This is a genomic window from Methylobacter sp. S3L5C, from assembly GCF_022788635.1.
Lineage (GTDB): Bacteria > Pseudomonadota > Gammaproteobacteria > Methylococcales > Methylomonadaceae > Methylobacter_C.
Window position 1 is genome coordinate 890,723 of sequence record NZ_CP076024.1, and the last position, 25,174, is coordinate 915,896.

At 42.8% G+C, this 25,174-nt stretch carries 23 protein-coding genes and 1 pseudogene; 2 read left to right on the plus strand and 22 right to left on the minus strand.

Features of this window, described 5'->3' with window-relative positions:
• Positions 1-21: 21 nt before the first annotated feature.
• Positions 22-705 (minus strand): TVP38/TMEM64 family protein, encoded by a 684-nt coding sequence (locus KKZ03_RS04215; protein ID WP_243220262.1) that lies wholly within the window; start codon positions 703-705, stop codon positions 22-24.
• Positions 706-724: 19 nt separating this feature from the next.
• The gene (locus tag KKZ03_RS04220; RefSeq protein WP_243220263.1) at positions 725-937 is read right to left on the minus strand and encodes a hypothetical protein; all 213 of its coding nucleotides are present in this window, start codon (positions 935-937) and stop codon (positions 725-727) included.
• A 352-nt stretch (positions 938-1,289) separates the two neighbouring features.
• On the opposite strand from KKZ03_RS04220, the gene KKZ03_RS04225 reads away from it, so the two are divergent.
• Complete coding sequence (locus tag KKZ03_RS04225) at positions 1,290-1,808, plus strand: phosphatase PAP2 family protein (RefSeq protein ID WP_243220265.1); 519 nt, start codon at positions 1,290-1,292, stop codon at positions 1,806-1,808.
• Positions 1,805-2,845 carry an MJ1255/VC2487 family glycosyltransferase gene (locus KKZ03_RS04230; protein WP_243220266.1) on the plus strand — a complete coding sequence of 347 codons (1,041 nt, stop codon included), beginning with the start codon at positions 1,805-1,807 and terminating at the stop codon, positions 2,843-2,845. The genes KKZ03_RS04225 and KKZ03_RS04230 overlap by 4 nt, the downstream gene beginning before the upstream one ends.
• 98 nt (positions 2,846-2,943) lie before the next feature.
• Here KKZ03_RS04230 and KKZ03_RS04235 read toward each other — a convergent pair whose 3' ends face one another.
• From KKZ03_RS04235 to KKZ03_RS04320, 20 genes and pseudogenes are all read right to left on the minus strand, one after another.
• Entirely contained in the window at positions 2,944-3,879 is a 936-nt protein-coding gene (locus tag KKZ03_RS04235) for a glycosyltransferase family 2 protein (protein ID WP_243220268.1), read from the minus strand.
• 1 nt (position 3,880) lies between these two features.
• Complete coding sequence (locus KKZ03_RS04240; protein ID WP_243220270.1) at positions 3,881-4,366, minus strand: GtrA family protein; 486 nt, start codon at positions 4,364-4,366, stop codon at positions 3,881-3,883.
• Positions 4,363-5,310 carry an NAD(P)-dependent oxidoreductase gene (locus tag KKZ03_RS04245; RefSeq protein WP_243220272.1) on the minus strand — a complete coding sequence of 316 codons (948 nt, stop codon included), beginning with the start codon at positions 5,308-5,310 and terminating at the stop codon, positions 4,363-4,365. Before KKZ03_RS04245 ends, KKZ03_RS04240 begins: the two co-directional genes overlap by 4 nt.
• Complete coding sequence (locus KKZ03_RS04250) at positions 5,301-6,203, minus strand: transketolase family protein (protein ID WP_243220274.1); 903 nt, start codon at positions 6,201-6,203, stop codon at positions 5,301-5,303. The genes KKZ03_RS04245 and KKZ03_RS04250 overlap by 10 nt, the downstream gene beginning before the upstream one ends.
• Positions 6,196-7,002, minus strand: coding sequence for a transketolase (locus KKZ03_RS04255; RefSeq protein ID WP_243220275.1), 807 nt, complete (start codon positions 7,000-7,002; stop codon positions 6,196-6,198). Before KKZ03_RS04255 ends, KKZ03_RS04250 begins: the two co-directional genes overlap by 8 nt.
• The gene (rfbH, locus tag KKZ03_RS04260; protein WP_243220276.1) at positions 7,002-8,609 is read right to left on the minus strand and encodes a lipopolysaccharide biosynthesis protein RfbH; all 1,608 of its coding nucleotides are present in this window, start codon (positions 8,607-8,609) and stop codon (positions 7,002-7,004) included. The genes KKZ03_RS04255 and rfbH overlap by 1 nt, the downstream gene beginning before the upstream one ends.
• Positions 8,599-8,820: a hypothetical protein gene (locus KKZ03_RS04265; RefSeq protein WP_243220277.1), complete on the minus strand. Its 222-nt coding sequence runs from the start codon at positions 8,818-8,820 to the stop codon at positions 8,599-8,601. The genes rfbH and KKZ03_RS04265 overlap by 11 nt, the downstream gene beginning before the upstream one ends.
• A 28-nt stretch (positions 8,821-8,848) precedes the next feature.
• Positions 8,849-8,983, minus strand: a complete 135-nt coding sequence (locus tag KKZ03_RS21770) for a hypothetical protein (RefSeq protein ID WP_256451997.1) — start codon at positions 8,981-8,983, stop codon at positions 8,849-8,851.
• A 280-nt stretch (positions 8,984-9,263) separates the two neighbouring features.
• The gene (rfbG, locus tag KKZ03_RS04270) at positions 9,264-10,334 is read right to left on the minus strand and encodes a CDP-glucose 4,6-dehydratase (protein WP_243220279.1); all 1,071 of its coding nucleotides are present in this window, start codon (positions 10,332-10,334) and stop codon (positions 9,264-9,266) included.
• Positions 10,331-11,104 carry a glucose-1-phosphate cytidylyltransferase gene (gene rfbF / locus KKZ03_RS04275; RefSeq protein ID WP_243220281.1) on the minus strand — a complete coding sequence of 258 codons (774 nt, stop codon included), beginning with the start codon at positions 11,102-11,104 and terminating at the stop codon, positions 10,331-10,333. The genes rfbG and rfbF overlap by 4 nt, the downstream gene beginning before the upstream one ends.
• A gap of 254 nt (positions 11,105-11,358) precedes the next feature.
• On the minus strand, positions 11,359-13,263 hold the full coding sequence (locus KKZ03_RS04280) for a hypothetical protein (RefSeq protein WP_243220283.1): 1,905 nt from the start codon (positions 13,261-13,263) through the stop codon (positions 11,359-11,361).
• Positions 13,264-13,437: 174 nt separating this feature from the next.
• A complete protein-coding gene (locus tag KKZ03_RS04285) occupies positions 13,438-16,632 on the minus strand; it encodes a glycosyltransferase (protein ID WP_243220285.1) in 3,195 nt (1,064 codons plus the stop codon).
• Positions 16,632-17,822 (minus strand): bifunctional 2-polyprenyl-6-hydroxyphenol methylase/3-demethylubiquinol 3-O-methyltransferase UbiG, encoded by a 1,191-nt coding sequence (locus tag KKZ03_RS04290; protein WP_243220286.1) that lies wholly within the window; start codon positions 17,820-17,822, stop codon positions 16,632-16,634. Before KKZ03_RS04290 ends, KKZ03_RS04285 begins: the two co-directional genes overlap by 1 nt.
• On the minus strand, positions 17,815-19,038 hold the full coding sequence (locus tag KKZ03_RS04295; RefSeq protein WP_243220288.1) for an ABC transporter ATP-binding protein: 1,224 nt from the start codon (positions 19,036-19,038) through the stop codon (positions 17,815-17,817). Before KKZ03_RS04295 ends, KKZ03_RS04290 begins: the two co-directional genes overlap by 8 nt.
• An 18-nt stretch (positions 19,039-19,056) precedes the next feature.
• Positions 19,057-19,209 (minus strand): annotated as a pseudogene (locus KKZ03_RS21960) (HepT-like ribonuclease domain-containing protein); the annotation flags it as partial.
• A 176-nt stretch (positions 19,210-19,385) separates the two neighbouring features.
• Positions 19,386-20,180: an ABC transporter permease gene (locus KKZ03_RS04300; protein WP_243220290.1), complete on the minus strand. Its 795-nt coding sequence runs from the start codon at positions 20,178-20,180 to the stop codon at positions 19,386-19,388.
• A 190-nt stretch (positions 20,181-20,370) separates the two neighbouring features.
• A complete protein-coding gene (locus KKZ03_RS04305) occupies positions 20,371-21,318 on the minus strand; it encodes a GDP-mannose 4,6-dehydratase (protein WP_243220291.1) in 948 nt (315 codons plus the stop codon).
• Between the two features lie 927 nt (positions 21,319-22,245).
• Positions 22,246-23,214: a lysylphosphatidylglycerol synthase transmembrane domain-containing protein gene (locus KKZ03_RS04310; protein WP_243220292.1), complete on the minus strand. Its 969-nt coding sequence runs from the start codon at positions 23,212-23,214 to the stop codon at positions 22,246-22,248.
• 10 nt (positions 23,215-23,224) lie between these two features.
• The gene (locus tag KKZ03_RS04315) at positions 23,225-23,911 is read right to left on the minus strand and encodes a glycosyltransferase family 2 protein (RefSeq protein WP_243220294.1); all 687 of its coding nucleotides are present in this window, start codon (positions 23,909-23,911) and stop codon (positions 23,225-23,227) included.
• A 12-nt stretch (positions 23,912-23,923) separates the two neighbouring features.
• Positions 23,924-25,126, minus strand: a complete 1,203-nt coding sequence (locus KKZ03_RS04320) for an NAD(P)/FAD-dependent oxidoreductase (RefSeq protein ID WP_243220296.1) — start codon at positions 25,124-25,126, stop codon at positions 23,924-23,926.
• Positions 25,127-25,174 lie beyond the last annotated feature (48 nt).

A 25,174-nucleotide genomic window follows, 5' to 3' on the forward strand; every position in this document is an offset into this window, starting at 1 on the left:
TTTCTATTTCCGAATAGTCCCCTAACTTAGGCTCGCATTTTTACGTTGCCGCTGTGCCAGAATCCACTTCAATGACAGGGTCAATAAAAAGAAAGCACAGGCAGCGATACCTAAATATTGTGCCAGATGCGATATATCAGCTTGTATGGCACCAGCACCAATAAGTGTTGCCGTCACCCCCAAAGGAAGAAATCCCAACGTGCTTCCTATCCAAAAATCACAATGACTAACAGAGCTCAGTCCTAACAAGATATCGTTATAAAGACCGCTAATTGGCAATTGCCGCATAAATAATACTGATCGCCATCCTCGCGCGTGAGTAGATTGCGACAAGGCAATAATTTTTGGAAATTTTTGCTGAACAAACTCACGCCCACTCCAGCGAGTAAAAATAAAAGTGCCATAAGCCCCCAGCAATGTCCCAAAGTGGCTCCAAAGAAATCCCCAGGCAAAACCAAAGACCACTCCTGCCAGTGTACATAAAAGCAATCTGGGCATACCAATAGCGGTAAGCATTGCGGCAGCAAGCGTAAATATTGCCGGTCCGGCATAGCCGGTTGTAGCCAACCATAATTTAATTTGCTGACTTTGGTTTAACACTTCTTTTAGCGGCATGGAGTAGATTAAATAACTACAACCAATCACCACAACAAGCAGCAAACCCATCGCGATTTTTTTGGACAACGTACTGGTTGATTCAGCCACAACTCACCTGAAATAATAATTAAAAAGCATCTTGATACCAGAGGCTATTAGATGGCACTAAAGAAAAACCCGTTCCGGTAAATGACTCTATCCATTTCATAGGATTCGATATAACTTCCTGAGTCAGTATTTTGGCTATCAACTGATGACCGGGCAACACAGGCCAAGCGACCAACAAGGCCACATCCCATTGAAAAAGCAGCGTAATTCTAACACATAAGCTTGTAGCCATTGCCATTACCGTCAAAGTAAATATTTGCTGAAAAGAAATAATTACCTGCTCTCTGCATTATTAAGCTCAATAAAATGCAGTTTCTGCCGCTATAAAAACCATATCTATCGACGATTTAGAAGATATTCTGTACCGAAAAATCCCTAAATTAGATAGTGTCTAATGCCAATACTGCCATTAATATTCACACTGTCACAGAATCTTAAACAAACTTTCATTTTTTTGTCACAAAAGAGTTTTACTCTTTGACCTGATAGCCAAGAACAAATACCACTGGAAATCTACGATTTTCATTACTGCAATAGCTCGATAGTGACTTTTGCAGAACTATTCTTTATCAGAGGATAAAAAAATGAAACTGCTCTATTCAATCCATAAATACGACGTTTTCATGTTCACCTGGTTAATTAATACCAGAGCGCACACTGCCTTAACGCAAACCAGCCGATACCTGTCAAAAACCGGCGATGGTTCGTTATATTTATTAATCGCAGGATTTTTATTTTGCTATAAAGGGATAGAAAGTCCGCTACTGCAAGCAGTTCTACTGGCATTTTTAATAGAAAGACCCGTTTACTTTATACTAAAAAACGGCCTGAAACGTAATCGTCCCGAAGCAGCGATACAAAACTTTCACAGTATTATTACCCCATCAGATCAATTTAGTTTTCCATCCGGACATACCTCAGCCGCTTTTATGATGGCAACCTTACTTAGCTATTATTTCCCGGCTTTATTAATTCCACTTTATTGTTGGGCGACTGGAGTCGGCTGCTCTCGAGTCATACTGGGTGTACATTTTCCGACCGATATTTTGGTTGGACTTCTTTTGGGTATCAGCGTAGCACTTTTTAGTTTAGGACAAATATGAAAATTTTTTATGGCGTACAAGGAACCGGAAACGGCCACATCACACGCGCAAGAGTTATGGCAAAAGAACTCTATGCCGCCGGGATTGACGTTACCTTTCAATTTACCGGCCGCCCGGCCGATAAATATTTTGATATGGATATTTTTAATGGTTACCAAGTGCGTAGCGGTTTAACCTTTAATACCGATAAGGGACAGGTTAATTATCTAAAAACAGCTTTCGAAGCCAAACCCGTCACCTTTATAAAAGATGTAAAAGCATTGGATTTAAGTGGTTATGACTTGGTCATCAGCGACTTTGAACCCGTTACCGCATGGGCTGCAAAAAATCAAAAAAAGCCGGTTTTAGGCATTGGTCATCAATACGCATTTAACCATAAAATTCCCAGAGCCGGATCCGATCCTATTGCCAATCAAGTCATGAAATATTTTGCGCCCGCCGATACTGGTGTAGGCTTACACTGGCATCATTTTGGTCAGCCCATTTTACCGCCCATCATTGACACGCCAGAAACCCCCAAAAATATTATCAATAATAAAATTGTTGTCTATCTACCTTTCGAGGACCAACAGAAAGTCATCACGCTTTTATCGCCCTTTGAGAATTTTGAGTTTCATCTCTACTCACCTGAACTGGCCCATTCAAAATTTGACCATATTATTTGCAACCCGCTCTCACGTGAGGGATTCCAGAAAGACGTGTATGATTGCTCGGGCATTATCAGTAATGCCGGATTTGAATTGGCCAGTGAAGCACTGCAACTGGGCAAAAAAATCTTGGCCAAACCCTTACACGCACAAATGGAGCAAATATCCAATGCTGCAGCTTTAAAACAGCTGGGCTATGGCCAAACCATGCATGATATGGACATTTCAGTTATTGAACAATGGCTGCATGATAGCCACGCCATTCGCATCACTTACCCCAATATAGCCAAGATATTGGTTAACTGGATACAGAGCGATATGCCCGAAATGGAACCTGATTTTATTGAGGATATTTGGAGCACTGTTGAAGTCCAGCATATTAATCCTTAGCCGATTTCCAAACTTATAACTGATGTTCATTGTTTCATCTAAAACCATATTACTTTTAAACACAATAAAATGAGTTTTAGATGATTTTTAATAATCGCTCAAAAATTTACTCGCTCCAATTCAACTACCAACGGCATTTTACGTACTTGTGTATGAATAGACCCTATGTATTCACCAAGCACACCGATAAAGAATGCTTGAATTGCACCAAAGAAAAAAATGCCTATTAACATTGGGGCGGTACCCAATTGAAAGGAATCCCAAAAGATGAGTTTCGCAATTAGAAAAACTACGGCAACAAAAAGACTCAAAAAAGACAGCAAAAAACCACTCATTGCCATTAAACGGAGTGGTATCTTGGAATGATTGGTAATGCCCAGCATGGCAATATCGTATAGTGTGTAAAAATTATTCTTGGTAATACCACGTTGCCTTTTAGGCTGCCTAAAAGGAACTGTTGCTATAGGAAAGCCTATTTCACACAAAAGTCCGCGAAAATAGGGATAGGGATCATTGATATCACGGAGAATATCAATAACAACCCGATCAAACAGACCTGCTCCAGTCGCATTCTGTACCAATGGCACTTCAGATATCCGGGTTATGAAGCGATAATAGGTCTTTCTTAGAAAAAACATCATTGATGACTCTTCACTTTCCGGCTTGACTGCAAGCACTGTCTTAAAGCCCTCCTCCCATTTTTTTATAAAATCGACGATCATTTCAGGCGGATCTTGCAGATCGGATGCAATCAAGACACAGGCATCTCCCTGTGACTGAAGAATTGCATAATAAGGCGATTTAATATGTCCAAAATTGCGTGCATTAACGATCAGTTTGACTCGTTTGTCCCTTGTAGCGATCTCTTTGATCTTGCTAACAGTATTATCAGTTGAGGCATTATCGATACAAATATGCTCGTAATCATAGGGCAATCCCGCCATGACTGCGACTATACGCTGATAGAGTTCATCAATATTTTCTGCCTCGTTATAACAAGGAGTGACAATACTTATTAATTTTTTTTTCAACATCCTATTTATCCTTTTTATAAACCCAGTAATTCATTAACAGCCAACTTATAATTACGCTTAGCGGAATACATAAAGCCTGACCGATGTAAGGGTTAAATTGGAAATGCTCAATTAAAGCATCCAGCGCGGTTGCATTGATGCCATACACCAGACCATAGGCAGCAATAAACTTACCAAAAACAATCAGCCCACCCCGCAATTTAAAAACCAATCGGCCAATACTAAAATAATTAAAAATTACACCCATTATGGTTGACATAAGCAGTGCAACTAAATAAGGCATATTTAAGGCGATTAAGATGCCATAAATCCCGTAGCCTACAATCGTATTAAGCAGTCCAACACCTATAAATCTGGCTATTAGTTTTATTCGGTCACGGCTTTGTTCGGGTTGAAGATTTACCGGGTTGATGGCTCTTCGATTTGATTTGGGTTGGCGATCTGACCTTCGTGATCGATTACTACTTGGTTTACGCCGCTTCTTCAAGGCAAAATGCCTTCACCGGCAAGCTGCAATTGCTTCCTTATTTCAAGCAGAACCCCCTCTAAAGAGGTTAATTGCGGCTTATAGCCAAAACCAGCAGCACGAGTATTCAGTGAATAATAGTGGGGTTTACCTCCCGTTGCATTAATACCGGCAGTTGCTGCTATCATTTCATATTGCAACCCAAATTGTTCTTGTAGGGCAGCCAATAAACTCGGCTTATCAATAGGAGCTTTGCTGTAACAATCAACGGATGTGTTGGTAGCAGGCGACCTAAGCAAGGCGGCAACCAAATTATAAAAATCCGCTGGGTGAAGAAAGTCACGCACGATGTAGTCGGTTGAGGTCTTTAAAACAGTATTATCACGAATGGCACGCAATATATCAGTTATTAAAAATCGAGCCGAAATATCCTGGGTATGGCTAAAATAGTTAAATACCCGAATATCGACAATCGATAAATGCGGTAACAAGCGATGTCGACATTCAGCATGCAGCTTAGCAACTGAATACCAATCTTGTGGTTGAAGGTTATTGATTGCGACCACAGCCTTGGTATTTTCATCAACGGGCGCGTCAAAACTGGAACCATAAGCAGCACCACTACTCAGAAAGATATAACGACACTGCGGATGCAATCGCACATAGCCCAACGCTATTTCATCATATTTCTGTGTTACGTCAAAAATCGATGCACCCATTGCTGCGGTCTGTGCCGGATTTCCTACACCAACGAAATTAAGAAGGGCATCAAAGTGCTCATCCGCACTAAAAGCTGTGAAATCAGTAACAACGTATCGGTCTGACAAACCTACGTTTGTTAGCCACTGCGCCACAACCTCCGGGCGCCGTGCAAAAAGTGCCAAATCATGGTTATCTTGTTTGGAGAAGGATAATACCAAGTCTTTAGCGATCTGGCTGGTGGCTCCGAGAATGGCTATACGCACAAATACTCCTCAGTTAATCCGCCTTGCGCATTCATCGTCGATTGCTTGGCAACCATGCCGCAAACCTTTGCATCCAGCGCCTTTATATTGATTCTAGCCAAAAGCTCGGGGCGTATTGAGGCTGATTCCAATAACCAGCTTCCAAAACCCCCATCCATTAAATGATCTTCTACCGTGATAATGCTTTCAAAGGCTTCAATCTGTTGAGCCTGATCTCCTTTCGTCTTCATGCTCCACAAAGGCATTGAATTAAGGGAGTAAGACTTCATATCGGATCTCCGGGTCAACAATTGATTGACAAGATCCAGGGTAGCTCCGGTCGTTAAATAACTAATACCACCTTTTTCACCTTCACGAATAGTCAGCCATTTACCCGGTGATACCTTTGGTATTTCAGCATGAATACATGGCTCTCCAGCTTTACCTATGCGAAGGTAGCCAGGCTGTGGATTATTGATGAGATAGCGCATACATGCCCTGACTTCCATTGGATCGCCAGGCGCGGCAATCAGCATATTCGGCATCGCGCGGATCAAGGCATAATCTTGCACAGCATGGTGTGAATAACCAAGATTCCCGTAAGCCATTCCGCCGCCGACAGCAACTACCGTTACTGGAAGATTATGGTAATCGACGTCATTACGAATCTGTTCGGCGCATCTAAATGTCGGAAAGTTCGCAATGGAATAGGCAAAAACATGAAAACCTTCCGAAGCCAGGCCTGCAGCCATCCCCATCATGTTCTGTTCTGCTACTCCGGCATTGAAAAAACGCTTTGGGAAGCGGGAAGCAAATGGCTCTACGACGCCAAAGCCCAAATCCCCGACAACTAATACGATGTTATCGTTAATTTCTGCTGCAGCGACTAGCTCACTAATAAAGGCACTACGCATGAGCCATCTCCAGCTCAGCCAGCGCCATGGCTAATTGTTCATCATTTGGATTTTTGTAGTGCCATTCAACGCGATTTTCCATGAAACTGACACCTTTCCCTTTGGTGGTGTGGGCGACAATAACGGTCGGTTTATCATCGGAAATACTGGATAGTGCTTGGGCAATTAATTGATGATCATGCCCATCAATTTCATGCACCATACAACCAAAGGCTTTTAATTTATCGACGAGTGGCTCCAGGTTCAATGTATTCGCTATTGAATCAAGGCTCTGAAGCTTATTGTAATCAATGATGGCGGTGAGGCTTGTAAGCTTGTGATGTGCCGCAAACATTAAAGCCTCCCAGTTTGTACCTTCATCCATCTCGCCATCGCTCAATAAAACAAATGTTCGCCAAGTCTCACCACGCGCTTTAGCCGCCAAAGCCTTACCTACTCCGAAAGGTAACCCGTGACCTAGTGAGCCGGTTGAAAACTCTACGCCATTAACTTTATGGCTAATATGATTCATTAGCCATGAAAAATCATCGCCATAAGTTTCCAACTGTTCTTTCGGAATAAAGCCGACTTCGGCAAGCGTTGAGTAAACAGCGACACAGGCATGGCCCTTGCTCAAAATAAAACGGTCACGTAACTTGTCATGATGGTCAGCAGGGTTAAAACGCATGACTTCTCCATACAGCACCGCGAGAATATCCGTAATAGAGAGTGCACTGCCAATATGAGAGGCCTTTGCCCTATGGACCATTTTTAGGGCATTTTGTCGGATTCTGTTAGCGAGTATTTGAGTTGTTGACATCAGACATTGACACCCAGACACGCTTCGATCTTACTGACCGCAAATTCCAACATTTCTTGAGTTAATGCGGGTTGCACACCAATCCAGAAAGTATTGTTCATCACATTGTCGGTATTGGTCAGATCACCGCTGATACGGAAGTTGGCACCGATCATATAAGGCTGACGAGTCAGGTTACCGGCAAATAACAAGCGTGAGCCAATTTTGTGCTGATCCAGATAAGTCAGCAGATCCAGCCGTGTAACCGGACTATTGTCTTTCAAGGTAATCGGGAAGCCAAACCAGGAAGGGTCAGAGTGTTTGGTCGCTTCAGGCAAGTGCATAAACTCTTCGCAGCTTTTCAGGCGATTTTTGAGATAAGCAAAGTTGTCCTTGCGAGCCTGGATAAACTGCGGTGCCTTGTCGAGTTGGGCAACGCCACAAGCAGCCTGCATGTCGGTAATTTTTAGGTTGTAACCCAAGTGACTGTAGGTGTACTTGTGGTCGTAGCCCTTGGGCAGTTGACCTAACTTAAAGCAAAAACGTTTGCCACAGGTATTGTCTTTGCCGGGTGCACAGAAACAATCCCGACCCCAATCCCGAAAGCTTTCAGCTATCGTTTTTAGTTTTTTGCTATTGGTAAATACCGCACCGCCCTCACCCATGGTGATGTGGTGAGCGGGATAAAAACTTAAGGTACCAATGTCACCAAACGTGCCGACCATCTGACCACGATAAGTGGTACCCAACGCATCGCAGCAATCTTCGATCAACCACAGGTTGTACTTTTTACAAAGGTCGGTAACGACATCAAGATTAAAAGGGTTGCCCAGTGAATGCGCCAACATAATCGCTTTGGTTTTGGGGCCAATGGCTGCTTCAATCTTGCCGGCATCAATATTGTGGGTTTTAGCATCGACATCGACAAATACCGGTACTGCACCAAATTGAAGAATGGGGTTAACTGTCGTTGGAAAGCCCGCAGCTACACCGATCACTTCATCGCCGGGTTTTATGGCACGGTCGCCCAGCTTGGGAGACGTTAAGGTGCTAAAAGCAACGAGGTTTGCTGAAGAGCCCGAGTTAACGGTAATAAGATGTTTAATACCGATGAAAGCAGCCAGTTTTTCTTCAAATTCTGCATTAAAACGACCTGTAGTTAGCCAACCATCCAGTGAAGCTTCGACCATGAGTTGGCGTTCTTCTACGCCGATTACCTTGCCAGAGGGGGGGATGACACTTGATCCAGGTATGAAGCTTTGTCGCGTATTGCCAAATCTATCGAATCCGTTTACTTCATTGGCAATAACTGCGCGATATACTCGAGCCATGGTTGCATCAGTGAGCTGCGCCCACTGTTTGATTACCAATGATTCATGGAGGAGTATGGATTTATCCAAACGGATATGGCTTTGTATCGGTAATGGTTCGCCAGAAAAATCTGTAGCATCAAGTCCTATGGCTTTTTCAGAGGCTTCAGGTGGTGTGGTTGTAATAAAAAGAAACTGTGCATCCCCATTAGCGTCGCTATCGGTCAATGCCAATGCCGGACGCACTTTGGCTTCAGTTAGATCGGTAAATGGAAATGGTATCTTGTAGATACTACCTGCTTTAAGTTTACAGGTCATTCCAAACATCCTCCGCAGGGGATCCTAAAACATGTTTTGCAAAACCTGTTTGCTCCTGCATTCGGGCCAAAGCAAAGCTCTCAACAGGTGTTGCAGAAATACTATCAATATCTTCAATAATAATCCGTACTTTGGCACCTGCAAGCTTTTCGAGTTGGAGATGAATATATCCCGACTCGTCAACCATTTCTATACGTGTAATTGCATGCATTTTAAAACTCCGCTTTTTAATCTGATTATTAGTGTAGGATATATTTTTCCCATATTGCGTCTTCTTCAGGGTCGTTTTCAATTACGGCTGAATAGGCGGCCAACATAAATTGTTCATTATCATTGAGCTTATCTATTGCTTTAGATTGAATGGGTATTACCATAACCTTAAATTCATTTCCCATTTCGGCGGGCACGTCAATGTATAGCTAATGATTTGGATCAATATGTAAAATGTCTCTTAATACTGCTTGTCTCATGACTAACTCCTGATTTATCTACATTCTATTTTAGTAATCATTTGACAGTCATGCCAAGTTTTAAACGGCGGGGGAAAAGCGTCTACCTTATAGCCCCTAAGTTCCGGAGTGGGAACGCCGGAGCGTTGCCGGATAAATTCCCACGCCGGAGCATGGGAAACAGACAAAAATAAATTATTTATGTCTACGCACCTTTTAAATAAAGGTCAATTTGTTCCAGCGTTACTGCTTTTATGTCCGCACCTTGCTGATACTGTTTTTGCCAGTCCACAATTCTACCGAGAGTTTCATCCAAATGCCACTTCGGATGCCAGTCCAGGCGTGCTTTTGCCTTGGAACAATCCAGCTTCAGGTAATGCGCTTCGTGGGGATGATCACCCTCTTGCAATACCCAGCTTGCTCCATCACCCCAAGTCTTGGTTAAATTATCGACAATCCATTGTACCGGCTTCGCGTCTTCATCGTTTGGCCCAAAGTTCCAACCTTCCGCGTAACTGCTACCTTCCTCGTATAGTTTTTGCGCAAGTATTAAGTAACCGGATAGCGGCTCCAAGACATGTTGCCAAGGACGGGTAGCGTGAGGGTTGCGGATATTAACAGGCTTGCCTTGCGTGATGGCGCGCATTATATCAGGAATGAGTCGATCTTCTGCCCAATCGCCACCGCCGATAACATTGCCCGCTCTGGCAGAGGCCAAAGCTACACCATGCTCTTTATATTTATCGGAATGAAAATATGAGTTACGGTAGGCAGCCGTTACCAGTTCTGCACAACCCTTGCTATTACTATAAGGATCATAACCACCCATAGGCTCGTTTTCACGATAACCCCAAACCCATTCGCGGTTTTCGTAGCATTTGTCGGTAGTGATATTGACTACTGCTTTAACACCATGCGTGTTGCGCACTGCTTCAAGCACATTGACCGTGCCCATGACATTGGTGGAGTATGTCTCGACCGGATTTTCGTAGGAGTATCGCACCAACGGTTGGGCTGCCATGTGAATAACAATTTCAGGTTTGTATTCGGCGAAAACCGCTTGTAATTTAGTCAGGTCACGAATGTCCCCGATAATGCTGGTCATACCATTGCCAACTTTAGCAGCATCAAATAAACTCGGGTTGGTTGGCGGTGCCAAGGAATAGCCTGTCACTTGTGCATCCATGGCCTGCAACCAGAGAGAAAGCCAGCTGCCTTTAAAACCGGTGTGTCCTGTCAAAAGAACCGTTTTGTTCTTCCAAAAATTCGGATTCATAACCATACCTTCCAGGGGGCTTTACCGGATTGCCATAATTCTTCAAGATGCATCTTGTCGCGTAAGGTATCCATGGGTTGCCAGAAGCCATGATGATGAAATGCAGCCAGGCTGCCCTCTTGGGCAAGTCGCTCCAAGGGATCGCGTTCCCAGATTGTCTTGTCGTCAGCAATATAATCAAGTACTTGTGGTGACAGCACAAAGAAACCACCGTTGATCATCGCACCGTCGCCTTTCGGCTTTTCCATGAAGCTGTTAACTTTGTTTCCGGCAAGATCAAGAGCGCCAAAACGTCCGGGGGGGACCGTCGCAGTCAACGTAGCTTTAACATTTTGCGCCTTGTGAAAAGCAATAAGCTCGGTAATATTAACATCACTCACGCCATCACCATAAGTTAAGCAAAATAACTCTTCATCCTTAATATGCTCCTCTACGCGCTTCAAACGGCCGCCCGTCATGGTTTCTTCACCGGTATCAATCAGTGTTACTTTCCATGGCTCCGCAAAGCGCTGATGGACTTCCATCCGGTTATGCTCCATATCAAACGTTACATCAGACATGTGCAAAAAATAGTTGGCAAAATATTCTTTAATAACATAGCCTTTGTAACCGCAACAAATCACAAATTCGTTGATTCCATGATGGGAGTAAGTCTTCATGATATGCCAAAGAATAGGCTTGCCACCGATCTCCACCATGGGTTTTGGTCGTGTGGAAGTTTCTTCGCTTATACGAGTTCCAAGACCACCTGCGAGAATGACTACTTTCATTTTTTTTCCATATGTATCATTGTAAAATATAACCTTAAGATGTCGAAATAGTAGATCAACATATATCTTGGTGTGGCCTTGCAAATTTATTTTCAAAAAGTAAACGGATTAGCCCTATGCCAAAGCCTCCTATTATCAATCATACTAATTTTCTACAGGAAAGTAAGTTGTGACAAAAGAAACTCAATGTAAGATGCTTGCCCAAATCAATTGACTTCCGATACTCAAACAGTTCGTCCTCTAAACGATGCTTTTCAATTACCGCCGACTTTTAGATTAACAAATCCAAGGCTAATCCTTCGGGCATCACTTGAAATACCCAGTTCTAAGGGGGACGTAACATCATGATAAATAAATTCAATTTTTAGCTTATTCTCCTTTCCAACCAGGCTTGAGGGTACCATAATTTTTTTAGTTTCAGGAGTAGATCCCAACGCACTAAAGTTCCAGGTAGCGGACATTTGTCCATTGACCTTAATATCAACCATTAGAGGTTTGCGCTTTTCATTAAGAAAAGGGGTGACCAAAAATTGCAAAGATAATTCTTTACCTTTTATTTCGTCCAATGTTATCGCAATTATGGAAAGATCTCCGTCAGACCATCGGCCCCATGGTTCTGTTAGAGAAAACCCACTGATAATATACCGGTTCGAGAATATGGAGTTAAAATTTATAGTCTCTCCATTTTTCAAGTTATTTGTATAATAATCAATGCCTTGAGAAACGGCAATCGTACCTGAATCATATATCGTATTTACATAACGACTACCAGAACTGGAGATTACGACTTTACCAACATCTGTTTTTTTAAGTTGCCCCATGCCGATCATACTTTGCGAAACGGCATCCCAAGGATGCTGCAACTCAGCTAATGTTATAAGCAGGTTAAACATATTAGGGATCGGTAATTGGGAGATTGTGTTATGTAAATTCATACCTGCATTATCATACTGATAATACTGCTTCACTTGTTTCTGATATTCTAAAATTGGCTTCAAATCAATACCGGGTCTATTAAACAATCCAAAAACAATCATAGTGGAGAAAAGAAAAACAGGTAACTCTGAAGAGGTATATTTTTCAGGAATGCTCAATTGCTTGAAATCGCCCAAACTTTTATTCAATAAGCGTCCAATCTGAGACAAAATGAGGATGACAAAAAAAGTAAACAAAATAAATAAATATTTTTTTACGGCATAGGGATTACTGAGATCCATACGATATAAAATATATTGGCAAAATGATAACCCGGCCACCGATACAACAACCGCACTTAAAAACAATATTGTCCGATCGCTTCCTTTTGATTTTATATCCTGATTCCGTGACCTCCACAAACAAAAAAGCCCAGATACACCCGCGACAATAATCAGAGTGATTACCCAAATTGTAATATCTAATTGAGTTGTCGTAAAAACTTCAAATTTTAACCCGCCATTATGTTTCGCTGCCCCAGCTATGGTTCGAACATATGGATTAAAGAAAGCACTTGCTCCCACAAGAATAATGAATAGAACAAGATAACCTAAATCATTTTTTATGCTCTTTTCTCGAACTAATTCCATAAAAATAATAATAATTGAAGCCCCGAACAGGATTACTATCGGCAATGGATAGGCGAATAATCCAATGTTAATTACAATAAGGAGTGTTAAGAGCCTTGATATTAAAGACTGTGACGTTCTGTATAACCAGAAAAAAATGGCTACAAAATAAGCGGTGGTGACAAGCTGTGGAAAAAAATAATTTTCGATTACCTCATAACCGATAAGGGGAAGAATTATCTTTGAATAATATAATAGAAATAGAACAATACTGACCAGAAGAAAGGATATGAAACCAGTTTCTAATAAAAAATAGCCAATTATGGCAAAAATAATCACACTTGAAATAAGTGTAGCAATGTTTAACCCCAATAAACTGGAATCAAAAAGCAAACCGACGCCCGCGCCAAGATAATGGGTAAGAGGTGGATATAGCTTCATTTCCAACAAGTTTTCCTGATACCCTCCCGATATACCACCATCAGTCATAATCTTGTTGACGAGCGCATTATGCGAAACAAGGTCAATGCTGTCTGAATGAATCTGTCCCCAATTAAAGGCTATAATCATCAGCGTGATTAATACAAAAAACAAAGATAATTTAATCTTATTCATTTTATTTATAATATAAATTGCGAATGTCTTCAACCCGTCTTCCCGATACTTCAAAGCATAATGGGGATTCAGGAGCTATTCTTTAGTCGTCAAGACCTACGTATTGCAGGTTTCAACTTAAAATTCACTTTACCCCGTTAACTAATCGCTATTACTGAGTAAATATTTCAGTGACTAAGGAAGTATATTCAATAATAACTGTTTTATACTTTGCTCCCATGTCAGCCAAGGCATATCGTTGGATGGTTGATGCTGACCAGCGGCATAAAGCTGCAACCATTTGGTAATCGACTGCGCAAACTCACTAGGCAACCTACCACCGAAATAAAAAGCATGCTCTCCTGACACTTCGCGAAACACCGGAATATCTCTGGCTATAATCGACAGCCCATGTTGTGCGGCTTCGATCAAAGGCAGACCAAATCCTTCACCTTCGGAGGCAACAATCAGGCAAGTAGAGGTTGCATAAACTTTTTCCAAAAACTCATCACTAATAGCTTCGAGCCAAAAGAGTCGCTTATTGAGCTCTGGATGGTTGCGTAGACAGTTAACAATTTCAGGTATCGTCCGCCGCATATCCTTAGGCAAGCCTTTCCACCCCTCACTGCCAACGATAACGAGGTTAATATCGACACCTTCCTGCCAGAGTTGTGTAAACGCTTCCAAGGTTTGCAGATACCCTTTCCTCGGCTCAAGGGTGCCAACCATTAGAAAGCTTGGGCGGGCCTTGAGCTTTGCCAGTGTTTGCCCTGCGTTCTTTGGCAAGCCGCAGGTCGGAGCGGAGTTTTCCATATCGGCACCAAGATGAAACCAGCCAATCCTGAATGGACGCTGACGCTTTAAACTATCGGTTTTCAACCAACCATTTAGTTCATCAGCTACAGCGCGGGAGATGCAAACTGCGCCGTCAAACTTGGTAATAGCGTGCAGCCATTGAGCATGGCTTGCATCTAAACCTGATGGGAAGAACTGAGGTAGTTGGAGTGGCAGCAGATCATAAACAATGAAATGGACTTTCACACCAGCATTACGGTAACAAGTGAATAATCCGGCTGCCTCCGCCTCAATCAAAATCTGACCGGATAAATCCAGTCCCAGCAATAAATCACCGTTCTGGGGTTCTACTACTTCATCAAACAATTCATCTGCCGGGCAATCCAGGAGACCTAAGGTATAGCGGCTTGCGTAGCGGTAATGCCAGGCACCGCCTTCGTTGCTCAAATAAACGGGTTCGACCCGGAATCCGGCTGGTGGTGATTTCAGCATTCCCATAACCATAGCGCGAGCCACTCGCTCAATCCCCGTCTTTAAATCCGTTTGACAGGTAGTGGATATATCCAGCAATAGTTGCCGTAGGGGTTGCTTGGCAGGCAACGACTGTGCAATGTTTTGAGCGATGATCCGATACTCCGCATCTGTGGGTGAGTAACCCTCAATTTTGACAATAGCTTTATCCAGGGCGTGAGTACCACATTGAGAACGTGCATAAAACTGTTCTATGGCCTCGACATATTGTTCGGCGCAGCTGTCCGGGGCATGACGGGTTCTAATTATTTCTTGTGCCCGCTGGCCCAATCCGCTTCGTTTTTCATCGTTGTGCCACAAGGTTTCCAAAGCCTCGACAAGCTGGTGGTCTTCAAAGATATCGGGCAACACCCACACTGTATCAGATGACAAGTCAGCCATTGATCCATTGGCATTAACGATGGTGGGCAGAGCATAATTCATGCAATCCAATACCGCTGCAGAAGTTTCACCCCGCGAATTAGTACGAAGCTGTACAGCCAGATCAGCAGCAGCCAAGTAGTTTCTGTATGTTGCCATATCTACCCAACCTGTAATGCGGATTCGTTGATCCAATTTGCTCGTGCGGATAGTCTCCATTAGCCGGGTACCATATTCCGTATTATCATTTTCACCCACAAACACCAGGATACAACGTCTGTCTTGTATCAGGCCAGAGTGCAGCCAAGCATCCAGTAAGTGTTGGTTAAGCTTGGTTACCCCCAATAGACCAAAGCTACAAACCACATAATCATCGGATTTCAATCCTAACTGTTGCCGAGATAGATCTCGATTGCCATCAGTGACTGGTGCACGCAACAAGGGGATTACCGCCCAGTCAGCGGAAAATTGATGGCCATACCACTTGGACGCGAGGTGTCGGGAATATTCCGAGTGGACAATAATACCCTGGGATTGCTGCAATACCTCAAGATTGAGGGGAAATTTCCGCACTGAATCAGTGACACTGCTCGCGTGAAAGTACTCAGCGACAGCGGCATAGCCGTGAGATTGATACAATGCTCCCGCTAAAGTGAACTGAGAGTTGTTACGTGTATCACGGCACCACTGAACGTCACCAAGGTAGAAGTCATGTAACACTACCGCTCCCGGAATGTTAGCCAGCAGATCGAACATATGCTGGTGAAAACCAGAGTTACCAAAATGATAAAGTACCCGGTCATATTGATGAGCATTTTTAACAAACCAGTCGGCTGCTTGCACTCCGCAGTTGGACGTAATCCATGGATCTGTGGTTTTTTCCTGAGCAATAATTACGTCAATATCATAAAAACGTGCCAGTTCCGGCAATAATTCAGCACTATAATCAGATATACCACTTCGCTCTGGTGGAAGTGGTGAAATATAGGCCAACTTCAGCCGCCGACTCAATGGCAACTTAACTACTTGAAGCGGCACAGCAGTTAGCTCCTCAAATATGTTGATCAGGTTTTTTGCCTCGTTATTTGCTTCATGCTGGTTCGTTCCAGATTCACCGACCATCAAACCAACCTTTACACGCTCATGAGGTATTTTAAGGCAAGAACAAATTTCATTTTCGTTAAGTGGCGACAACGCTAACAGCAAGTTGGCCCTTTTAAGGTATTCAATTTTGAGGAGCGTAAAAACATTTACATCTGGATTATCACCAATATTATCTACGTTATCCAATCGATTAATTGCAACTACAGTAGTTAATTGCTGATCAAAAGAACCAATACTAACGACACCGTTATCCTCATAACCTTCAAAAAAACTGGGGATAAACACCACATCCGCTCGTAAGCTGGCGAGAAAAGCTTCACGAATACGCTCGGCAACTTCGCGCCGCCATTCATTACCTGGTTCTGACTCTCGCACCGGACCCGGAGCATACCAGATACAGATATTTTCCTCCGAAAGCAGTCCGTCAAAGGCAATACGAATAGACTCGATGGTGTCAGGAAAGAGGCTATTCAGTGCAAGGATTATTTCATGCTCACCCCGGTTACGCGCTATGGCTTGGGCGAGCGACAAAGTATAGCTGCCAATCTCTCTAAAACGGCTTTCAGTTTGAGCGCCCTGCATATCGATAACGATCCGCACTAAAAATTCTCCTTGTTGTGATTTTGTCTGGCAGCTTTAAGGTCGGCGTAGATAAGACGTGCTCGCGGCGTCAGGCCTGCTAATTCGGCTGCAACCGGAGGAAAGGCATTTCGCCGGGATGATGCATTTCTGGTTGCTCGCCTAATATAACCTTCCAAAGCAGGGAATTTAGCCAATACGACGAATACCATTCGCCTGAGTTTAGATCGTTGACTAACATATAGCTTTATATGCGTCAGCAACAGCTTGATTTTTTCTTTACTTTTTAACTTTGCCACCTTGGGGAAACGAAATAGGCTTTTCGCAGTGCGCCCGAGCATTCTAAGCGGCTCGGTAAGTCGCCATGACAAACTATTATTTATGGCAATTAAAGCTACTTCAGCTTGATGAGCTTTATTTTCGGCTTGCCGAGCTTTAACTTCGGCCTGATAGATTTTAGTTTTTATCTGTTGATCGTAACTATTGGCAATACTTTCCAACGAGAGCCCATAATTAGCCTTAAATGCCTTAACTGTTGCGGCAATAACTTTTGGAGCATTGCCTTTCTGGGCCACAACAGCGTAATCTTGACTAACGTCATTAAGTACATTCATTAATGTCAGTTCGTTATTATCAGCAATTCCGATTGGTTCTTGTAACCTCAAAACCTTTACCTTTGCAAATCCTGAATACTCTGCGATAAAGGACAGTAACTGTAATGGGATAGGCCGCTGATGTGTCGGGTCCAAATAAAAACTTGCAGTACCAACTACAATATTTTCGGGATTGGGCGTTTCAAGGATTAGCAATCCGCCAGGTTTAAGGATTCGTAGCGACTCATTTATTAGAGTTTGAAGCAAATCAAAAGGCAGGTGTTCAGCCAAATGAAATGCCGAAACCAGCATTTGACTTTCCGACGCAACTGATTTCAGGGTTTCGATGGCATCGCCTTGGCTTACATTGAGTCCACGCCTACGAGCAGCATCAAGCATGCCTTGATCAAGATCAACGCCCCGCACATCAATCCCGTTTTCCTGCATAAGTTCCAGCCATTCTCCACGACCACAGCCTAAATCAATACCTTGGCAAGAAATGTCGAATTGCTTAAGCGGCAAAATAAATGGGAGATAGATCTCCAACCGCGATTTAATCAGTTCCTGTGATCCACGGTGACGCTCTTCAAAAGCCCGGTAAAAGTTGAGATCAGCCACGTTGTAACTCCCAAGTAGGCGGCAACCAGGCTACGCCAGTAAAGCGTGGGTGATTGATATTGACAATATTGAAAAGTAGCACCCTGTCTTTCCAAACATAATTGGCGGCAAGATGTGAGTCTGAAGCATGCAATGCAAGGGTGACAGAGTATGATCCCTCCCCCATATTTGCAGGAAAAGAAAAATGATATTTTACACGCTCACCCGGTTCAAGCGTTTTTAAAGACAATCCTAGGTGATGCGTATTGGTACCGTAAATCGATTGCCCTAGACGATCTTTAATCAGGTAGCCCAACACTAGTTCCGGAATATTGACATTTGCACGCACAGTAATTTTAAGAGTAATATTTTCGCCCACATTAACCACTTCCACAGGTTCTCCCTCGCTATTAACAATAACGGCGGATTCTATCTCCGCTTCACCCGTGCCTGAAATGGTTTGTACCTTGCCGGTATCCAGAACTATCTGTTCTATTTTTGAATTTTCTTTTTGCCCGATCACGGCATTGTAATAATCCATGACATCTTCAGGCTCGCCCTGCATGGCCAACTTGCCATCGTTGAGCAGTATCGCACGATCACATATTGATTGGATGGCACTTTTATCGTGTGAGACAATCAGCAAGGTAGTACCTTGTTTACGAAATTCGCGTATACGATCAAAACTTTTATGCTGGAAATAATCATCGCCTACCGATAACGCTTCATCAATAATTAACACATCCGGTCGACGTGCCGTTGCTACACTAAATGCCAAGCGCATTTGCATTCCGCTGGAATAGACACGCACAGGCTGATCCATGTAATCGCCAATTTCGGCAAATGCCTCAATATCAGGAATCAGGCTGGCAATTTCTTCAACGCTCATCCCCAATAATTGCCCTGCCATGTAGGTATTTTGCCGTCCGGTAAAATCGGGATGAAAACCCATGCCAAGCTCCAGTAAGGCGGCTACACGTCCGGTAATATTAACGCTACCGGTAGTGGGTTGAGTCGTACCGGTGATCATTTTAAGCAGAGTACTCTTGCCAGCGCCATTGATACCGATAATGCCCACCGCTTCCCCAGAATTAACGGTGAAATTAATATCCTGCAATACCCATTTAAGCTGATGCTGAGACTTGCTAAAAGGCACTAACCACTCTACCAGCCGCGACCAGCGTGTGGGATATTGTTTGTAGGCTTTGCCTAAATTAGTAATAGTAATGGTGCCCATATTTAATGTGTTTTCGTATCAATTGGGCATTGCCAAAATGAGTTTATGCAAAAAAGCTGCAATAAATTGCAGGCGATCGTTAGTTATAATAGTTATAAATTCGTAAACAATTTGGATATCAATATTCATATAGTCATGTAGAATTCGGTCGCGTAAGTCAATCGCCGAATTCCATTGAAGTAACTCTTGCGGGTTTTATATCACCATTTTGTTCAATGCTGGTAAAAGTATCATAGTCAAATACAGGTATCGGCTCGCCCGCTGACTTGAGCAAATGTTTTGATTTACCGGCAACATTTTCTGTGAAAGCTTTAAAGGCATGCAGACTCCACTTTGCTCAAGTCGAGTCATAGCTCATCGACCATTTCACCGGCATGTTTGCGAAAAAGGCGCAGACCGAGAACACATAAGGCAATAGCAACGATGGTTACAGGCAACAGGCTTTGCCATATCGGCCACTTTCCGGTAACGAGAATATCCTGGAACGCATTAATAAGATTAGCCATAGGATTATAGCCCATCAATGAGCGCATGGATTCAGGTAGGATACTGATCGGATAGACAATCGGAGTGAGCCAAAACCAGAACTGAATGACGATACCAAAAAACTGTCCGACATCGCGAAAGAATACATTAAGCACCCCAAGACTAATGCCTAGACCAATGGCCAAAACAACAAGAATGGCAAGCAAAGGAAACAGCGCCAAATAAACCAGACCGGGAAAGTTACCGGAAATAAGCAAAAAAATACTGAACAGGCCAAATACAATGAAGAAATTAACCATAGCATTAGTAACAACAATAACCGGCAAACATAGCCGAGGAAAACTCAACTTCTTAAGCAGGTTGGCGTGTTCAAGAAAGGTATTTTGCGCGCGGCTAACAATTTCAGCAAACAACCCCCAAGTTAGTATGCCGGCACATAGGTAAATGCTGTAAGCAAAAGAGCCATCAATACCCGGTAATTTAGAGTGCATTATTTGCGAAAAAATCATCGTATAGACTATGATCATAGCTAGCGGATTAATCAACGTCCACGCGGCACCCAGCAAAGAGTTACGGTATTTCGACTGAAATTCGCGCTTTACACTACCAAAAATAAAACTACGATATGCCCATAGGGAATTCAGCATACTCTTCATAAATTAGCCCTTCAAATCAGAAAAAATACGGGAGGTCATTAATAATAACGTAATCTGATTATGCAGTGATTTTCTGCTCTTATGGGAAAAGTCACCATGGCAAGTTTAAAAGAAGAAGAGTAATAACATACTGACTCTGCCGCCATAAATATCGTATTCAACATAGTGATTTCGCCACTTTTCTGTTTTGTTAGACGCCGCAGAGAATCTTGACTACATCTCTCATTCGCTTACTGGCCTTCCACCCCAATATTTTTTCGGCTTTATCAGGGTTTCCCTGGCTCCAAGTAATTTCATTCGGCCGCATAAATTGGTCGCTTTGCAGGACATGTTCGGTCCAATCAAGCCCAAAGCAGGCAAAAGATTGAATCACAAAATCCTTGAGCGAATTAGTTTCCCCTGTAGCAATTACGAAGTCATCGGCGTGGTCAGCCTGAAGAATGCGCCACATTGCCTCTACGTATTCAGGTGCCCAACCCCAATCACGTGAGATACTTAAGTCACCCAACGTTAGCTTTTCTGATGATCCACATGAAATTCTATGGGCCGCCTGAACAACTTTTTGAGTTACAAAACGTGCCGGACGAAGCTCGGATTCGTGGTTAAACAAGATGCCGTTCGCAGCGAACATATTGTGGGCTTCGCGGTAATTTCGTACCAGCCAGTGCGCCGCAGATTTAGCTACTGCGTATGGACTTACCGGATTAAATGGTGTGTGTTCATTTGCAGGCACTCCACCGGTATCGCCAAAACATTCACTTGAGCCGGCATGATAAAATCTTGCCGGCAACTCCAAAAATCTGAGCGACTCAAGAATATTAAGTGTTCCGATGGTAATACTTTCAATGGTTTCTGAAGGTTGTTCAAAAGATAGTCCAACTGATGTTTGCCCGGCAAGGTGATAGATTTCATCCGGGCGTGCTTTCGATATTGCTGTCAGTGTACTTTTAAAATCATGCGGTGCCATTGACAGCAAGTTGACCTGCCCTGAAATACCGAGTCGGGCCAGTGAATCAAATCTTGACGCACCTGCATCCCTGGACGTGCCGAAAACCCGATAACCTTTGCTTATCAGTAATTGCGCAAGATATGCACCATCCTGGCCACCAATACCGGTAATAAGTGCTGTTTTCGTCATTTCATAGTTCTCGTAAAATTAAGTTGGGGCTACCAGATGTAGAGGTAATTATGGCATAGATTGCGAAAGTTAATTGTATATTAAGACAATCTACTCTTCAGGTTAGCTGTTATCGTTGTTGACTACATCTTCCTGCGGTGGCGGCCTCCAGCCTATGTTTTAATCAAATAAAACTGTTCAAAGTATTGTAAAATGCCAATCATTCGGATGTCAGATCTTAAAATGAAGCATTTTAAACAGTAGCTTCCAATCCAGCGAGCAATATCATCGCTATACACTTTCAGAGATTAAACTTCCAAAAATTCCGTTAGATTCTGTCCATTTAACAAAATCAAGCCAGAACGACCTTGTCAATTTGGGTCAAAATGAATGGAATAGGGATTTACCACGACCAAATCCGATTAATTTACTCTTCTTGGCAGGCTTATTTTGGTCCACTATACACTTTGCCATAATAAATCAACGCTGTTGCTAATCGGTATGTTTGAATATTTTTTAATTTGAACGAGGTTAACAAACTTGCTCGTAGTTTTTCTAACAACGCTTTGGAAAAAGATATTGATAATACTGCCATTGATATGATGACTTAATTAACTCCTGGTTTTAAACCAGTACCTGAAAAATTTTCAAGCTGACAATGTCATACTGCTGAGGTTGATGCGAGAAAAAATGACGCAAAGCATCTTTCAGAATTTGTTCAATTGTACATCCTTGTTGCACTGCCTGATGCTTGGCATAAAGTAAAAATTAATCATCAATATTTATAATGGTTCGCATAAATTTATCACCCGATAACAAATGAGTACAAAATAAAACAGAAAACCCTAATAAATGCAAGTATGTATCTATATCTAAAGAAATAAAGGAGTCTGACTCTTCTTAGCTCTTTCAATTGATGACGAAAAAAGAGCCCGCTTTGTTGTCATGTCACTTATGTGCCGACAAATAATAAGGCAATCCCAACAATCGTGATAGTGCGCCAAAAATTTGAAACAACAATCCTATGATCGCGCCATTCTGAATCAGCAGTAAATGGGAGAGCAAAAAGTCAAATGCCGCAGTGCCAAAGCCAAAGCCACCAGCCACTCCAAATACCCCGCCAAATATAGCCAATGGAAAAACGATAAAGCCTTTCATTGGTGATACGGCATCACCAACCGCAAATGCAATAAACAGCAATGAAGTACACCAAAAAATATGATTTAGCAGTGACAATCCCAAGGCCACAAGCAAGACTCTTGGATTTTCACGTAATGCATTAAACGATGCAATCATCTGTGTCAAGCGTTGTCCCCATGTATATTTTCCAAGCCAACTCCTGATATAACTATTATTATAAAGGCACCGAGAACCGGCAATACGAAAAGCAATCAAAGGGCCTATGCCCGCAGCAAATGACATTCCAACAACAAGATTACGAGCAGGGAGATCTTTTAACATATCCCAACCGATTATGCTGACTACATTGGCCAGCAGAAACAAACCCAACAAACCAATAACACGATCAATAGCGACAGCCATTACCGCGCGAGTTCTTAAACCAGCGCCCACATGTTCAACGACGTAACCGGCTTTAATAAAATCACCACCATTTGAACTGGGCATAGCAAGATCAAAAAAAGAGCCAATCATTGTCCAGCGCAGCGCCTGCCAAAAAGGCACAAAAAAACCTTGGCTCGCCAATATAACTTTAAAACGATAAGAAACAATCCAGAAAGGTGGCAGTGTTAGTAAAAAAGCAGCCAATAACCAAGGCCAGGTTTTTGATAATGATGCCAGAACAGCAACATCAATACGATTAAAGTAAACCAACAACCCGATAATAGTAGCCGCAACAGCCAATTTAAACCAAATAGAAGTAACCGTGCGACGCAACCAATAGTGCAAATTCAACATGTATAGTTACTCAATCGCAACGAAACAACTCAAACCAAAGATAGACAAGTAAACGCTTACCCGTTGGCCAAATCTTGAAATGCGTTTCACCATAGCCACGAGATATTTCTTGTGTTGGAAATTCGATTCGTGGAATATTCAATTTGTAAGCGCGTACAACCATCTCAATGTCAATCGACAAGCCAACATCAAGAACTTTCATTTGCGTAAACGCAGATCGCTTCCAACCCTTAAAGCCATGCAGTACATCGCGTACCCAAGGCCCTTGGCGATTCCAAGCTAGCGCAGCAACTGCAGCTAACCCAAGTACAGCCCACTTACGCGGACGCCAAAAATGTTCATCTTCTTCATTAACAGATCCTGCAATCTGTCTGCTAGCAACGACTAGCTCGTTACCTTGCTCAAAAAGTGGCCTAAATTTACGCAAATCATCTGCTGGCAATGTTCCTTTGGCAAAAAAAACAACCACCGCATCACCAGTAGCCATGTCATTCGCATAAACATAAGCGGCATTTAAACCACGTTTAGGCTGACGATAAACCGAAATTCCTTGGCTTTTAAGATACTGAACCGTACCATCAGTGCTACCACCATCGACAGCAAATACTTCATCAAACTCATCAATCGGTAACTTTGGCACATCTTCTAGGCAGCCTTGTAGTTCATTCCATACGATCAAACATAACGAAATTTTCATATTACTTCCTTGTTAGTTAGTTAATTCACTCGCCATTTGTAATGATTCAGCTACTGCAATATCTGAATTCATGTGCTCCCATCTACCCCATCGTCCAAGACCAATAATGCCATTTTCTCGCGCCCAAGCCAATATTCTCTCAACTTTTTCCGGCTTACCAAGCGTATTAATAGGGTAAGCAAATTCATTATGAAAACGCACACCATCAGTCGGTAATGATCGAGTAGCATTGGCTTCAGTCCAGTAACCTTTTGCCCCTGGGGAAAAATTTGAGCGCAGTAATAATCTGTGATGTGCGATTGACTCATCGGGCTCATAGGTCCAATGCGATTTACTGTCCAACGTTTCCGAATAATAATCAACGTCGATTGGTGCATTTTTAAGGCTTGTAATTGCCGTCAAAATATCTTTTGGCAAAGCACAATAGCCAGACCATAACGTCCAGGGAATAGTTGAAATAATCGTGTCTGCCTGCCAGCTCCCATTGACTGCGCGTTTTACCAAATCAATATTCTCGACGGTGCAGTTTGTAATTAGCGAATCACCTAGCGCTTCGCCCATACGTCGCCATACTTCGCCATAACCGAATTCCTTCGGATAAAGAAAAGTACCGTGCGCAGGTAATGCGCCCATAGGCCGACCTTCCAAACAACTCAACAAGGTTTCCCGAAACGAGACATTGGGCAGCTTGTACAACCAATAAGTGCCAAGTTCATCTGGATCCATAGACCAGATTTTGCGATTATAAGGCAACATGTATTCCTGAGCGATAAGATCACCCAGCTTCCATTTAATCCATGCGGCAAATGATTCAGGCATTGCTTCACCGCGTACACAACCAGCCTGCGCAATTGATTCAAGATAATCTGCCTGTACTTCACTCGGAAACTGCCAAAGATTGGCCTCAAGTGGATGATCGACTTCCATGCCCCGAATACGGATCTTGGACACACGGTCATGAAGATTCCATTCTTCTCGCGGCATAAAGCGAAAGAGAAAATCGAGCACTTCCTTGCGCTTCACATCCAGAAAATGACCGCCACCGATATCCAGTGGCGCACCATTGACTATTTCGGAACGACAAAGTCCTCCGGCAAGACTTTGTTGTTCTATAACAAGAATATCATCCAAGGTGTAGCCCGCATCAAGCAGTGCATGTGCTAATGTCAAGCCGCTTGGGCCAGCACCAAGCACTACAAATTTATATTTTTTCATTATGTTTAGAGGAAAAGATTTTTGAATCTGTAAAAAAGTAATAAGGCA

Bases quoted from the DNA above. Each gene is read 5' to 3' on its own strand.
- KKZ03_RS04265 (WP_243220277.1), bottom strand. From the start codon at position 8,820: ATGCATGCAATTACACGTATAGAAATGGTTGACGAGTCGGGATATATT.
- KKZ03_RS04300 (WP_243220290.1), bottom strand. From the start codon at position 20,180: ATGAAGAGTATGCTGAATTCCCTATGGGCATATCGTAGTTTTATTTTT.
- KKZ03_RS04320 (WP_243220296.1), bottom strand. From the start codon at position 25,126: ATGAAAAAATATAAATTTGTAGTGCTTGGTGCTGGCCCAAGCGGCTTG.
- KKZ03_RS04225 (WP_243220265.1), top strand. From the start codon at position 1,290: ATGAAACTGCTCTATTCAATCCATAAATACGACGTTTTCATGTTCACC.
- rfbH (WP_243220276.1), bottom strand. From the start codon at position 8,609: ATGACCTGTAAACTTAAAGCAGGTAGTATCTACAAGATACCATTTCCA.
- KKZ03_RS04305 (WP_243220291.1), bottom strand. From the start codon at position 21,318: ATGACGAAAACAGCACTTATTACCGGTATTGGTGGCCAGGATGGTGCA.
- KKZ03_RS21770 (WP_256451997.1), bottom strand. From the start codon at position 8,983: ATGGTAATACCCATTCAATCTAAAGCAATAGATAAGCTCAATGATAAT.
- KKZ03_RS04235 (WP_243220268.1), bottom strand. From the start codon at position 3,879: ATGTTGAAAAAAAAATTAATAAGTATTGTCACTCCTTGTTATAACGAG.
- KKZ03_RS04220 (WP_243220263.1), bottom strand. From the start codon at position 937: ATGGCTACAAGCTTATGTGTTAGAATTACGCTGCTTTTTCAATGGGAT.
- KKZ03_RS04295 (WP_243220288.1), bottom strand. From the start codon at position 19,038: ATGGGCACCATTACTATTACTAATTTAGGCAAAGCCTACAAACAATAT.
- rfbF (WP_243220281.1), bottom strand. From the start codon at position 11,104: ATGAAAGTAGTCATTCTCGCAGGTGGTCTTGGAACTCGTATAAGCGAA.
- KKZ03_RS04255 (WP_243220275.1), bottom strand. From the start codon at position 7,002: ATGTCAACAACTCAAATACTCGCTAACAGAATCCGACAAAATGCCCTA.
- rfbG (WP_243220279.1), bottom strand. From the start codon at position 10,334: ATGAATCCGAATTTTTGGAAGAACAAAACGGTTCTTTTGACAGGACAC.
- KKZ03_RS04250 (WP_243220274.1), bottom strand. From the start codon at position 6,203: ATGCGTAGTGCCTTTATTAGTGAGCTAGTCGCTGCAGCAGAAATTAAC.
- KKZ03_RS04310 (WP_243220292.1), bottom strand. From the start codon at position 23,214: ATGTTGAATTTGCACTATTGGTTGCGTCGCACGGTTACTTCTATTTGG.
- KKZ03_RS04230 (WP_243220266.1), top strand. From the start codon at position 1,805: ATGAAAATTTTTTATGGCGTACAAGGAACCGGAAACGGCCACATCACA.
- KKZ03_RS04280 (WP_243220283.1), bottom strand. From the start codon at position 13,263: ATGAATAAGATTAAATTATCTTTGTTTTTTGTATTAATCACGCTGATG.
- KKZ03_RS04315 (WP_243220294.1), bottom strand. From the start codon at position 23,911: ATGAAAATTTCGTTATGTTTGATCGTATGGAATGAACTACAAGGCTGC.